Genomic DNA, 13,197 nt, shown 5'->3' with positions numbered 1-13,197 from the left:
TTTTGAGATTACGAGAAGGTTAAATTTAGAAGATTCCTCAGTTTTTTCTCGGAATCAGCTTGCTTTGGCATAAGAATCTTTCCGAAGTTTCTGCATGATCCAAAGCATGCAGGCGCCAGCGAAAAAGAGAAACGCCGTGACGTAAAAGGTGGCCGAAATGGTAAAATGGCTCGATATGATTCCGCCGAGCAGAGGCCCGAGCACGTTTCCTAAAAAGCGAAAGCTGACATTGTAGCCGAGAACTTCACCTTGAATACTGCCGGGAGCCTGAACGCGGATCGCTGCCGTAATGCATGGCAGCAAACCGCCCATCGCCATTCCGAATAAAAATCTGAAAACAAGGAGCACGCTGAGTGAGGACGCGAGCGCCTGCGGAATAAAAAAGAAAGAGGCGGCGAGCAAAAGTCCGATTAAAATGCGGCGGTGGCCGTAGCGGTCGCCCAGATCACCCCATTTTCTAGCCAGCAGCAAACTTCCGAGCCCCGTTGCTGAAAATGCCATGCCGGAGAAAAAGGCAAGATTGACAGGTCCGTGCAGCTCATTTACATATAAAGCGAGCAGGGGCTGGATACTGAAATTGCCTGTTTGAATCAGCATGGTTAACAGCATCATGACCCACAGCGCCGGATGGTGAAAAATATAGGAGAGCACTTCTTTTCTCGAGTAAGACGTACGTTTGGCTGTTTTCTCTGCAAGAGGCTTTTCTTTGACACCAAATAACACGAGAAGAACAGACGAGAAAATCACAAAGGATGTGATAAAAAAGGTATACGTAAAGCCGAAATGATCAGCAAGCATGCCTCCCAAAAGCGGGCCGAACAAGCTTCCGGACACTTGCCCCATTTGCAGCGTGCCAAGTGTTTTGCCGGCTGAGCTCTTCGGAGTCTGTGCCGAAATCATCGCAAGAGATGTCGGGATGAATCCGGTTACAAGACCCATTGCCATACGCAGAAAAAACAATTGGTACACCGATGTAACAAAGCCCATGAAGAAAATGCTAAGGGCAATGCCTGTTCCGGTTGCCATAAGGATTTTCTTATATCCGCGTTTGTCTCCGAACCGTCCCCAAAACGGGGATACCAAAAACGCCATGAGAAATGTAATGCCGAACACATAGCCGCTCCACCTTTGCACAAAGCCGTTTGAAAAAGAGCTGAGCGTCTCAATGTATAAGGAGAGAAAAGGAACGATCATCGTTGTGCTAGCGGAGACAAAAAAGTTCGCCAGCCACACAATGACAAAGTTTTTCTTACGGATAGAAATAACATCACCTTCTTATTATTTCGGGTTCCTTACTAATTATAAAGAAACGATTCACAATTTAAAAGAAACGAAGCGGCTGGGAAAATTCATTATTTTTAGAAAATGAAGAAATGTCGAGAAGGGGAATTGATATACTATAAAGATAGCATTTTCTGATCGGAGGAAAGGCAGGTGTAAAAAGGTGACGACAAACAGCTTACTCATTATTGATTTCGAATTTACAATGCCTGATGGAAAGTACAGTCCTCAAAACTTCTTCCCGGAAATCATTGAAGCCGGAATTGTAAAGTCGATTGATGATGAAGTGGTTGAGACGTTTTCTAGCTATGTTAGACCGAAAAAGTTCCCGAAGCTTACGAAACGCTGCAAATCATTTTTAAAAATAACCCAAAAACAGGTAGACGAAGGAATGAGATTCGAGGATTTCATCCGTAAACTAAACGAGCTGGATCCTGAGAAAAACAGCACAATTATTACGTGGGGAAACATGGATATGAAAGTGCTGAAGCAAAACTGTATGTTTAACCATATCCCTTTCCCGTTTAAGGGAGAAATGAGAGATTTATCGCTTGAATACAAAAACTTTTTTGGAGACCGGACATTGACGGGTTTATGGAAAGCTGCCGAAGAGTATGGAGATTCCGGAACCGGCACCCATCATAAAGCGCTTGATGATGCTCTTACAGCATATAAACTTTTTAAGCTTGTTGAGCAGGATAAGCAGTATCTCGAAAAGCCAAAACCGCCCACAATCGGCGAGAGAATCGATTTAACCGAACTGTTGAAGCGCGCGACGTAAAAAACCCAATCTTTTGTCAGACTGGGTTATGGCCGGTTAAAATATTCTTTTTCTAAAATGTCCAGATTATGAAGGGAGCGCTTTGCCCACTCCGAACCATCCTCATTCAATTTGGCTCTCAGCTGTGCTGTCGCCTCCCGCAGAGATTTTGTATAATCCGGCACTTCACCATCATAAGGCTTCACCATATGGTGGGGGATATTGGTCTGTTCACCATATGCAAGCGCTTTTCTCTCATGAAAAAATGGCACATCCGCCTGTTTTGGATGATGAAGGTCTCCCTGAGCGGGATGGGTAAGAACCGCTTTCACTTTCACTAAATAGTGCTGCGGCCTGCAAGCCGTGATTGCTCCTATGTATACACCTGTTTTGTAAAATCCTTTAACAATAGAGCCTGTCTCAAACGTGCTCATCTGTCATCACCTCGCATTTATTCTATTAAAGTTCCAATCGATTTGCTAGTGAGGAAGATCAGCGGGAAGCTTAATGGTCACCGTAGTGCCTTTTTGGAAGCTGCTGTTAAATGAAATGGTCCCGTGATGATGTTCAATAATGGAAAAGGTTACGGTGAGGCCGAGTCCCGTTCCGTTCGTTTTTAAGGAATAATAAGGTTCGCCGAGTTTTTGCATTTGATGGTCTGTCATCCCGACCCCATTGTCTGTGATGTTGATCATGATCGTATGGCCGTTTCTTTTGGCTGATATGTGGATCATCCCCTTACCGTGAGGAACCGCTTCAATGCTGTTTTTCATCAGGTTGATGACAGCCTGCTTCAGCTTTGTTGCGTCTCCGTATATCAAAAGGTCCGGTTCTGTTTCAGCCTCGACGGTTACTGACTTGTAATTGGCGTACGACACCATAAGGGAGCTTGTCTCTTTGATAAGGGCAGATAGGTCAAAAACCTCTTTTTCGTATAATTGCTGTTTGGCCATATCGAGATAGTTTGTAATAATGCCTTGCGCCCGGTCAAGCTCTGACAGTACAAGCTTTTTGTAATCCGCACTCGACTTGTTTTGTAAGGTTTCGTCATTAAAAAGCAGCTGGACAAACCCGCGGACAACTGTCAGCGGATTCCTGACCTCATGAGCGACGCTCGCTGCCAGTTCACTCACAATCGTCATTTTTTCAGAATGGATAAGCTGTGAACGCAGGGCGATATTTTCGGCGATGCTTTCGATAATATAGATGCTTAATAGAAGAACACTGGAGCGGAAAAGCCCTGACACTGCCGCCTCGTAAACGAAGATTCCTGATTTTTGAAAATTTAAAATATTCAAGGCGGAAAGAATCCAGCTTGAGGCGAAAAATAGGAAAATCTCCACGCAGCTGATCAATAAAGACAGCAGCAGTTTTTTCGCTTTGGACATGAATGGCCATTTTTTCTGAAATAAGATTGGGATAATGATAAGAAAAGGCAGCAAAGTGAAAACAAACATTGCGGAAGGTTCGTAAAAAAGCAGTTCAAAACATAGGACAGATGCGGCGACTGTAAGTCCGGAAGCGGTACTAATGTAAAATAAACAAATGATAACGGGAATCATCTGAAGGCCGTATTGTATGTAGTCCATTTCATGAATCGGGAAAATAATGCATAAAACGGAGGCACCGCAGGCGAAGAGCGTGACCAAACCGCTGTTTATTTTTGGCACAAGAATCGCAGGTTTTCCAAGCCAAAACACTTGGTAAAGAAGAATAGGAAACAAAATAAAGCAGATGTGCAGAAGATAGTCTTTTAGAATTTCCATTCGTGTGAAATCCTTTCGTATAAAATATGAATCTATTATAACACTAAATATTAGAAGTAAAATATAAAATTCCTTTATTAAGAACGCCTTTACAAATGAAGACGTAAAGGCGTTTAACAGCTATATTTACGATAATGCGGCTTTGATGCGGCGCAGGCCGTCCTGCAGGGTTGCAAGAGAGCATCCCGCGTTCAGGCGCATAAATCCTTCTCCGCCAGGCCCGTATTTCGTCCCGGGCTCTAAAATAACTTTTCCTTTTTTTAGCATTCTTTGCTGAAGCTCTGCATCGGACAAACCGTAAGCGCTGAAGTCGAGCCAAATCAAGTATGATGCATCCGGCTTCATCATTTTGACCTTTGGCAGCTCGGTGCTCAAAAAAGCTTCCGCTTCGTTCATGTTTTTCTCAATGTAAGAGATCAATTCATCAAGCCACGGTCCGCCTTTTGAATACGCGGCTTCGATTGCAGTGACAGCAAACGCGTTCAGTCCGCCTAAACCATTGCGCTGAAGGCTTGCGGAAAACTTGGCGCGCTTCAGGCGATCCGGAATGATGATTGCTGAAGCCTGCAATCCGGCGATATTAAATGTTTTGCTTGGAGCAGCACATGTCACGGAAATATCAGCGAAATCGTCAGAGAGCGAAGCGAACGGCGTGTGTTTATGTCCGTACAGCATTAAATCGGAATGGATTTCATCCGATACAACTGTGACGCCATGCTCAAGGCACAATTCGCCTAGCTTCAGTAAATCTTCCCGGCCCCATGAACGCCCAGAAGGGTTATGAGGATTGCATAAAATAAACAATGTAACGCTTGGGTCACTAAGCTTCGTCTCCAAATCTTCAAAATCCATTGCATATGCGCCGTCTTTTTCTAGCAGCGGATTATGTAAAATGTGCCGGCCGTTTTTCTCCACCATATGGTAAAAAGGCGTATAAACTGGAGGCTGAACAACTACTTGATCGCCCGGCTCCGTAAAAGCTTGTACCGCCATGCTCAAAGCCGTTACAACGCCGGGGCTGAATGTGATGCTTTCCGGATTCACCTTCCAGCCGTGCCTGTTTTGCATCCATCCGCACACAGCATCCCTCGTTTTTTGATCTGGAGTTGTATAACCAAAAATACCGTGGTCAAGACGCTCTTTTAACGCTTCAGTTATCGCTTCTGGCGCGCGAAAATCCATATCCGCCACCCACATCGGGAGTGCGTCTGTCACGCCAAATAATTCGCCTGTTTTGTCCCATTTGACAGATTGGGTGCCAAGGCGTTCTTCTCGTTTATCAAAGTTCATTCTGTTACCCCCTCATGTATGTTTATTCTTCTAAGCTTCACTATGATAAGATAGAACTGCAAATTTTATTATAAGCGGTGATGAATATGGAAGAAAGTCAAGCGGTCAGGGAAATGATTAAGATCATTGCCAAATGGGACCCGTTTAAATATGGAGAAGAGTTTTACGAAACGGAGGCTGTTGATGTCGTGCAGGCAGTCTATGATGAAAACGATCCCGACGTGCTGGCGAAAAGCATTCAGCATATATTTGAAACTTCTTTTGAACAAACGCTGCCGATCGACAGCTGCCGGGAAGTGGCTGGCCAGCTTTTATTCATTAAAAACAGCAGCTCCTGCACGCCTTAAAAAAACCGGTTCAGCACCGGTTTTTTTTTAATTGATAAAATCAGCAATGTGTTCAGAAACAAGTTCAGGCCGTTCTTCAGGCACCAGATGTCCGGTCTGGCCAAGTGAGTACAGCACGGAATTAGGCAAATCTGCGTGCAGCCGTTTACCGATCTCCATTGGGACAATTCGATCCTCCTCGCCCCAAATCAACAAAGCAGGCTTGTTCATTTTCTTCAATTGCTCGGGTTCTAAATCTCCTTCTCTGTGGCGGATAAACCTTGTCATGGCTTTGAAAATCTGCTCGTCCTGAAACGGTCTGCCATAGCCGTCAATCATCTCCTCATCAATCAGCGATTTGTCATGCACCACATTTAATAAATTTTTCATCACGCCTTCTTTCGAGAGCCAGCGTTTGATGTAAAGATGAAAATAAGGGATATGGGTCCCGAAAATGATCGACGGGTGTGAACGTTTTAAATACCCTGAACTGCAAAGCAGCACAACCTTTGAAAAAAGCTCAGGTTTTTGGAGAGCAGCAGACAGCGATATCTGTCCGCCCATAGAATGCCCGACAAGCACAGCCTGTTTCACTTGCAAGTGCTCCAAAATCCCAATGACAAGCTTAGCAAGGTTTTGATAGGTATAGATAAACGTTCTTGATTTTTCAGATTGGCCGAAAGGAGGCAAATCAAGCGCGATGATGTCGTACTTGTCCCGAAGGAGAGGGATTACTTTTCTGAAGCTGAATGCAGATGATAAAAAACCGTGTACGCAAACCAGCGTTTGCCTGCCGGGATTTTGATAATGTTCGTAGTATACATTGACTCCATCGACCGTAAACCGCCTTATTGGTGAAACCGCCTCCATTCTGTGTCACTCCCTTTTTTTGATGGTTGTATTATGCCCTGAAATTGTCAATTCTAGCGGAAGTTTCTCCTCGTTTTTTTCTTAGCATTCGTCAAAAAACGTGATATAATGTCATGAGATTTCTTGACATTGCAAAGGTGTGAATCAAATGAAATTGACAGAAAAAGAAACAGAAATATTAGAAATTTTAGACGAAAACAGCCGCGCCGATTTAGAAACAATCGCAAAGATGGCGGGCATCCCTGTAAATGAAGTAAAAACAATTATTGACAAACTGGAGAAAGAAAAGGTTATTATCGATTATTCCGCTATGATTGATTGGCGAAAAGTAGACGGACATGAGGGCGTTACGGCCATGATCGACGTCAAAGTAACGCCGAAACGGGGCGTCGGTTTTGATGAAGTGGCGGAACGGATTTACCGATTCCAAGAGGTTGAATCAGTTTACCTGATGTCAGGCGTGTACGATTTGTCTGTCGTGATTCGCGGCAATTCGATGTCTGACGTAGCGCGTTTTGTTTCGGATAAACTGTCAACGCTTGATTCAGTTGTATCTACGACAACCCATTTTATCCTGAAAAAATACAAGCATGACGGCAAAGTGTTTGAAACAGGAGACGACGACAAAAGAATCGTGGTGTCACCGTAAATGACTTCGTATTTATCAGACTATGTACAACAAATAAAACCATCCGGCATCCGCAAATTCTTTGATTTGGCGGCAACGATGGAAGGCGTCATTTCTTTAGGCGTCGGCGAGCCTGATTTTGTCACCGCGTGGAATGTCCGCGAAGCAAGCATTCTCTCTCTTGAACAAGGATATACGTCATACACGGCAAATGCGGGTTTATACTCATTGCGGGAGGAAATCAGCCGTTATTTGAGCAACAGGTTTGACCTTAGCTACTCGCCAGATAATGAGCTGATTGTGACAGTGGGGGCAAGTCAGGCTTTGGATATCGCGATCCGCGCCATTGTGAATCCAGGTGAGGAAGTCATCATTCCTGAGCCGTGTTTTGTGGCGTACGATGCGCTTGTTTCTTTGGCAGGCGGTATCCCGGTTCACGTTCATACAACGGCAGACAAAGGATTTAAAGCAACGGCTGCTGATTTTGAAGCGGCAGTCACTGAAAAAACAAAGGCCATTCTCATCTGCTCACCATCGAATCCGACAGGTTCGGTTTATTCGAAGGAAGAGCTGAATGAGATTGCTGAGTTTGCCAAAAAACATGATGTCATCGTTTTAGCCGACGAGATCTACGCGGAGCTGACATATGATGAGGAATTTACAAGTATAGCGGCATTACCGGGAATGAAGGAACGGACGGTAGTCATCTCAGGCTTTTCAAAAGCATTTGCAATGACGGGCTGGAGGCTCGGTTTTGCCGCGGCACCATCCTTGCTTCGGGATGCCATGCTTAAAATTCATCAGTATGCGATGATGTGCGCGCCCGCAATGGCGCAGTTTGCCGCCCTTGAAGGCCTGAAGAACGGCATGGAAGACGTAGAAAAAATGAAAAAAAGCTATCGAAGAAGACGGAATCTGTTTGTAGAATCGCTCAATGAAATCGGCCTCAGCTGTCATCATCCGGGCGGCGCTTTCTATGCTTTTCCATCTATTAAAAGCACGGGAATGAGTTCAGAACAGTTTGCCGAGGAGCTTCTGACGCAGGAAAAAGTGGCAGTTGTTCCTGGAAGTGTGTTTGGTCCGAGCGGTGAGGGATATATCCGTTGTTCATACGCAACCTCGATTGAACAGCTTCAAGAAGCGTTAGTCAGAATGAAACGCTTCCTGCACAAAACAACATAAAAAAAGATACGAACCTTTTGTTCGCATCCAATAAAAGGGGGGAATACTAGAAAGCCTTTGGTATTTTCAGTTTACCCCCTTTTTGCTGTGCATAAACCTGATTTTTTATAAAAAGTTTTCTTTGCGGAAATAAGACATGTGTGATATAATTTTAAATTGCGTATAAACAGATATTTAATTTAACTTAGGAGTTGTTATGAATGGCAGCAAAATTTGAAGTGGGCAGTGTTTACACTGGTAAAGTTACAGGATTACAAGCGTATGGTGCGTTTGTTGCATTAGATGAAGAAACTCAAGGTTTAGTACACATTTCTGAAGTGACTCACGGTTTCGTAAAAGATATCAACGAGCACCTTTCAGTTGGCGACGAAGTACAAGTAAAAGTACTTGCTGTTGATGAAGAAAAAGGCAAAATCAGCCTTTCAATTCGTGCGACACAAGCTGCGCCTGAGAAAAAAGAAAGCAAACCAAGAAAACCTAAAGCTGCTCAAGTAAGCGAAGAAGCTTCTACACCACAAGGTTTCAACACATTAAAAGATAAGCTTGAAGAGTGGATCGAAATGTCCAACCGCAAAGACCTTATCAAAAAATAAGCATGAAAAAAAGCACCGGACAGGAATGTTCGGTGCTTTTGATTTAATACAAAATCCTATTTCAGCGTGATTGATATCCTATCGCATTTCAGGATTTGGTGCTTCTTCACGTGATCTTTCCTCGTTTGGCTTAAATAGCAGACCGAGGTTGATTAAGCCGGCGATTCCGACAAGTCCGTAAATGATTCGGGAAAGAGCTGACCCTTGGCCGCCGAAGATAGCCGCTACTAAGTCAAATTGGAAAAATCCGATCAGTCCCCAGTTAATGGCGCCAATGATGGTTAATACAAGACAAATTCTTTGAATGGTACTCATGTTTTGCAACCTCCTCCATGAATTATTAAAACAGTTATAGATTGTGACATATTGGAGAATCTATACATGCATTCTCCATATGAGGGAAGCTGGCCTGCCCTCGCTTATATCAGCTTCTTTCCCAGCATCTTGCAAAATAAAACCATCTGGTATGCTGATTGGTGAGAGCTGATTGCTTTACATGTGGTGAGGACATTCTGCATAATAAAAAATCTAAGGAGGAGATGTCATGCAAAACTTTACATACTGGAATCCGACCAAATTAATTTTCGGGCGCGGCGAAGTGGAAAGACTTCCGGAGGAACTCAAACCTTACGGAAAAAACGTATTGCTTGTGTACGGAGGCGGCAGCATTAAACGCAACGGCCTGTATGATCAAGTGATTGATCAGCTGAATAAAGCCGGAGCGACCGTGCATGAATTAGCAGGTGTGGAACCGAATCCTCGTGTGTCGACTGTTAATAAAGGTGTTGCCATCTGTAAAGAACAAAACATTGATTTCTTGCTGGCTGTCGGAGGCGGAAGCGTAATCGACTGTACAAAAGCGATTGCCGCAGGAGCAAAGTATGATGGTGATGCGTGGGATATCGTTACGAAAAAGCATCAGCCAAAAGATGCTTTGCCATTCGGAACGGTATTGACTCTCGCTGCGACTGGTTCAGAAATGAACTCAGGATCTGTTATTACAAACTGGGAAACAAAAGAAAAATACGGCTGGGGCAGCCCGCTCGTATTCCCTAAATTTTCGATTCTTGATCCGGTGAATACATTCACAGTACCTAAAAACCACACGATCTACGGGATGGTTGACATGATGAGCCACGTATTCGAACAATACTTCCATCATGTATCAAACACGCCGTATCAGGACCGCATGTGTGAATCACTTCTGCGTACAGTCATTGAAACAGCGCCTAAGCTGATCAATGATCTCGAAAATTACGAATTGCGTGAGACGATCCTGTACACAGGAACAATCGCATTAAACGGCATGCTTTCTATGGGGGCAAGAGGGGATTGGGCTACTCATAATATTGAACATGCAGTATCAGCCGTTTATGATATTCCGCATGCCGGCGGACTGGCGATTCTGTTCCCGAACTGGATGAGACACACATTGTCTGAAAACCCTGCCCGCATGAAACAGCTTGCAGTTCGCGTGTTTGATGTTGAAGAAGCAGGTAAAACGGATGAAGAAATTGCCCTTGAAGGTATCGATAAGCTGTCCGCATTCTGGACAAGCCTTGGCGCTCCGAACCGTCTTGCTGATTATGATATTAATGATGAGCAGCTTGACACAATCGCTGACAAGGCAATGGCTAACGGTACATTCGGCCAATTTAAATCACTCAACAAAGAAGATGTGCTGTCAATTTTAAAAGCATCTCTATAAAAAAAGGGGAAATAGCCGTTTGGCTGCTTCCCTTTTTCTTTTTGTCAACTTATGTTACAATGGAAAATCTGTTTTTCACCAGCATCATTTGGAGGTTTTACTATGGAAAATTTCACTTATTATAATCCGACAAAGCTGATTTTTGGAAAAGGTCAGCTTGAACAATTAAGAAAAGAATTCAAACGATACGGCAAGAATGTACTGCTTGTTTACGGGGGCGGCAGCATTAAACGCAACGGCCTTTATGATCAAGTCACAGGCATTTTAAAAGAAGAGGGCGCTGTTGTTCATGAGCTGTCAGGTGTAGAGCCGAACCCGCGTCTTGCGACAGTGGAAAAAGGCATAGACCTTTGCAGAGAGCATAACATTGATTTTCTGCTTGCTGTCGGCGGAGGCAGTGTGATTGACTGTACAAAGGCAATCGCAGCTGGCGTCAAATACGATGGCGACGCTTGGGATATTTTCAGCAAAAAAGTAACAGCGGAGGATGCGCTGCCGTTTGGAACTGTTTTAACGCTTGCTGCGACAGGGTCTGAAATGAACCCTGATTCCGTGATTACAAACTGGGAAACAAACGAGAAATTTGTATGGGGCAGCAATGTCACTCATCCGCGTTTCTCTATTTTAGACCCTGAAAATACGTTCACGGTTCCGGAAAATCAAACAGTATACGGCATGGTTGACATGATGAGCCACGTATTCGAACAATACTTCCACAATGTTGAAAACACGCCGCTTCAGGATAGAATGTGCTTTGCTGTTTTGCAGACGGTCATCGAAACAGCTCCTAAGCTTCTTGAAGATCTGGAAAACTACGAGCTTCGTGAAACGATTTTGTATGCTGGTACAATCGCTTTAAACGGCACGCTCCAAATGGGCTACTTTGGTGACTGGGCTTCTCATACAATGGAACACGCCGTTTCAGCTGTATATGACATTCCGCACGCGGGCGGTTTGGCGATACTGTTCCCGAACTGGATGAGATACACGCTTGATACAAATGTAGGCCGTTTTAAAAACCTTATGCTCAACATGTTTGACATTGATACTGAAGGCAAAACAGATAAAGAAATTGCGCTTGAAGGAATCGATAAACTATCTGCGTTCTGGACAAGCCTCGGTGCGCCTTCTCGTCTTGCTGATTACAATATTGGAGAAGAAAAACTTGAGCTGATTGCTGATATCGCAGCCAAGGAAATGGAACACGGCGGCTTCGGCAACTTCCAAAAACTGAACAAAGATGACGTGCTTGCCATCCTTCGCGCGTCTCTATAAACTCAAAGGGCGGAATCCAGTCATTCCGCCCTTTCTTCTTGACTTGATTTCACAGATAAGTTCATATAAAGTGAAAGATGAAAACATTATACCGTTATGGAGGGACAAGCAATGACGCATGTACGCTTTGACTACTCAAAAGCGTTGACTTTCTTCAACGAACATGAACTTACATATCTGCGGGACTTTGTAAAAACAGCACACCATAATATCCATGAAAAAACAGGCGCGGGCAGCGATTTTCTAGGCTGGGTGGACCTCCCTGAACACTATGATAAAGAAGAATTCGCGCGCATCAAAAAAAGCGCGGAAAAAATCAAATCTGACTCTGATGTCTTGCTTGTTGTCGGCATTGGCGGTTCTTATCTTGGAGCGCGGGCAGCGATTGAAGCGCTGAATCACGCGTTTTATAACACTTTGCCAAAAGCAAAACGAGGCAATCCGCAAGTCATTTTTATCGGGAACAACATCAGTTCATCTTATATGAGAGACGTCATGGATCTTCTTGAAGATGTTGACTTCTCTATTAATGTGATTTCTAAATCAGGTACGACAACTGAACCTGCAATCGCTTTCCGTATTTTCCGCAAGCTTCTTGAAGAGAAATACGGTAAAGAAGAAGCGAAAGCGCGGATTTATGCAACAACTGATAAAGAGCGCGGCGCATTAAAAACGCTTTCTAACGAAGAAGGCTTCGAATCATTTGTTATTCCTGACGATGTCGGCGGCCGTTATTCAGTTTTAACAGCTGTAGGTCTCTTGCCGATTGCTGTCAGCGGCGTCAACATTGATGACATGATGAAAGGCGCCCTGGATGCGAGCAAAGATTTTGCAACATCTGAACTGGAAGATAACCCAGCATACCAATATGCGGTTGTTCGCAATGTCCTTTATAATAAGGGCAAAACAATTGAAATGCTCATCAACTACGAACCGGCGCTTCAATACTTTGCGGAATGGTGGAAGCAGCTGTTCGGAGAAAGCGAAGGGAAAGATGAGAAGGGCATTTATCCTTCTTCAGCGAACTATTCAACAGACCTTCATTCTTTAGGCCAGTATGTACAAGAAGGCCGCAGAGATTTATTCGAAACGGTCCTGAATGTAGAGAAGCCTAAACATGAACTGACAATTGAGGAAGCGGATAACGATCTTGACGGCTTGAACTATTTAGCCGGTAAAACTGTTGATTTCGTTAACAAAAAAGCATTCCAAGGCACGATGCTTGCCCATACAGACGGAAATGTTCCGAACTTAATCGTTAACATTCCTGAGCTGAATGCATATACTTTTGGATACCTTGTATATTTCTTCGAAAAAGCCTGCGCGATGAGCGGTTACCTCCTTGGCGTCAATCCGTTTGACCAGCCTGGTGTAGAAGCGTATAAAGTCAATATGTTTGCGTTACTCGGCAAACCTGGCTTTGAAGAGAAAAAAGCAGAGCTTGAAAAACGTCTGGAAGATTAATGTGAGAAAGCTGACTGGCATTTGCCGGTCGGCTTTTTATAAAATCAGAAAGGT

General features: G+C 44.1%; 15 protein-coding genes. 9 read left to right on the top strand and 6 right to left on the bottom strand.

Features of this window, described 5'->3' with window-relative positions; genetic code table 11:
• Positions 1-54: 54 nt before the first annotated feature.
• A complete protein-coding gene (locus CW370_RS08700; RefSeq protein WP_220396896.1) occupies positions 55-1,263 on the bottom strand; it encodes a multidrug efflux MFS transporter in 1,209 nt (402 codons plus the stop codon).
• Here CW370_RS08700 and CW370_RS21525 point away from each other — a divergent pair.
• Positions 1,166-1,369: a hypothetical protein gene (locus CW370_RS21525; RefSeq protein ID WP_003243502.1), complete on the top strand. Its 204-nt coding sequence runs from the start codon at positions 1,166-1,168 to the stop codon at positions 1,367-1,369. The two genes, CW370_RS08700 and CW370_RS21525, sit on opposite strands and share 98 nt — an antisense overlap.
• A gap of 75 nt (positions 1,370-1,444) precedes the next feature.
• Complete coding sequence (kapD, locus tag CW370_RS08690) at positions 1,445-2,062, top strand: 3'-5' exonuclease KapD (RefSeq protein ID WP_003228846.1); 618 nt, start codon at positions 1,445-1,447, stop codon at positions 2,060-2,062.
• A 26-nt stretch (positions 2,063-2,088) separates the two neighbouring features.
• Here kapD and kapB read toward each other — a convergent pair whose 3' ends face one another.
• From kapB to patB, 3 genes are all read right to left on the bottom strand, one after another.
• On the bottom strand, positions 2,089-2,475 hold the full coding sequence (kapB, locus tag CW370_RS08685; RefSeq protein WP_024571521.1) for a kinase-associated lipoprotein KapB: 387 nt from the start codon (positions 2,473-2,475) through the stop codon (positions 2,089-2,091).
• 45 nt (positions 2,476-2,520) lie between these two features.
• Positions 2,521-3,807, bottom strand: a complete 1,287-nt coding sequence (gene kinB, locus CW370_RS08680; RefSeq protein WP_003228853.1) for a sporulation sensor histidine kinase KinB — start codon at positions 3,805-3,807, stop codon at positions 2,521-2,523.
• Positions 3,808-3,933: 126 nt separating this feature from the next.
• Complete coding sequence (gene patB / locus CW370_RS08675; RefSeq protein WP_024571520.1) at positions 3,934-5,097, bottom strand: cystathionine beta-lyase PatB; 1,164 nt, start codon at positions 5,095-5,097, stop codon at positions 3,934-3,936.
• Positions 5,098-5,183: 86 nt separating this feature from the next.
• On the opposite strand from patB, the gene CW370_RS08670 reads away from it, so the two are divergent.
• Positions 5,184-5,444: a YugE family protein gene (locus CW370_RS08670; RefSeq protein WP_024571519.1), complete on the top strand. Its 261-nt coding sequence runs from the start codon at positions 5,184-5,186 to the stop codon at positions 5,442-5,444.
• 27 nt (positions 5,445-5,471) lie between these two features.
• Here the strand turns inward: CW370_RS08670 and CW370_RS08665 are convergent, their stop codons facing one another.
• Positions 5,472-6,293, bottom strand: coding sequence for an alpha/beta fold hydrolase (locus CW370_RS08665; protein ID WP_024571518.1), 822 nt, complete (start codon positions 6,291-6,293; stop codon positions 5,472-5,474).
• A 148-nt stretch (positions 6,294-6,441) separates the two neighbouring features.
• Here CW370_RS08665 and CW370_RS08660 point away from each other — a divergent pair, with 148 nt between their 5' ends.
• The 3 genes from CW370_RS08660 (at position 6,442) to yugI (ending at position 8,696) form a co-directional block, all read left to right on the top strand.
• The gene (locus CW370_RS08660; protein ID WP_009968070.1) at positions 6,442-6,942 is read left to right on the top strand and encodes an Lrp/AsnC family transcriptional regulator; all 501 of its coding nucleotides are present in this window, start codon (positions 6,442-6,444) and stop codon (positions 6,940-6,942) included.
• Positions 6,943-8,103, top strand: coding sequence for an aminotransferase (locus CW370_RS08655; RefSeq protein WP_003228862.1), 1,161 nt, complete (start codon positions 6,943-6,945; stop codon positions 8,101-8,103).
• A gap of 200 nt (positions 8,104-8,303) precedes the next feature.
• The gene (gene yugI, locus CW370_RS08650) at positions 8,304-8,696 is read left to right on the top strand and encodes a S1 domain-containing post-transcriptional regulator GSP13 (RefSeq protein ID WP_003228864.1); all 393 of its coding nucleotides are present in this window, start codon (positions 8,304-8,306) and stop codon (positions 8,694-8,696) included.
• A 78-nt stretch (positions 8,697-8,774) separates the two neighbouring features.
• Here yugI and CW370_RS08645 read toward each other — a convergent pair whose 3' ends face one another.
• A complete protein-coding gene (locus tag CW370_RS08645; RefSeq protein WP_024571517.1) occupies positions 8,775-9,011 on the bottom strand; it encodes a DUF378 domain-containing protein in 237 nt (78 codons plus the stop codon).
• A gap of 229 nt (positions 9,012-9,240) precedes the next feature.
• Between CW370_RS08645 and CW370_RS08640 the strand changes: the two genes are divergently transcribed.
• The 3 genes from CW370_RS08640 to CW370_RS08630 all read left to right on the top strand — a co-directional run bounded on the left by CW370_RS08640 (position 9,241) and on the right by CW370_RS08630 (position 13,143).
• On the top strand, positions 9,241-10,404 hold the full coding sequence (locus CW370_RS08640) for an iron-containing alcohol dehydrogenase (RefSeq protein ID WP_024571516.1): 1,164 nt from the start codon (positions 9,241-9,243) through the stop codon (positions 10,402-10,404).
• Positions 10,405-10,506: 102 nt separating this feature from the next.
• Positions 10,507-11,679 (top strand): iron-containing alcohol dehydrogenase, encoded by a 1,173-nt coding sequence (locus CW370_RS08635; protein WP_024571515.1) that lies wholly within the window; start codon positions 10,507-10,509, stop codon positions 11,677-11,679.
• A 111-nt stretch (positions 11,680-11,790) separates the two neighbouring features.
• Entirely contained in the window at positions 11,791-13,143 is a 1,353-nt protein-coding gene (locus CW370_RS08630) for a glucose-6-phosphate isomerase (protein ID WP_003243401.1), read from the top strand.
• The last annotated feature ends 54 nt before the right edge of the window (positions 13,144-13,197 follow it).

This window comes from Bacillus sp. SN32 (assembly GCF_002837495.1).
Lineage (GTDB): Bacteria > Bacillota > Bacilli > Bacillales > Bacillaceae > Bacillus > Bacillus subtilis.
The sequence above is the reverse complement of the archived record's forward strand: the minus strand, read 5'-3'. Positions and strand labels throughout refer to the sequence as shown.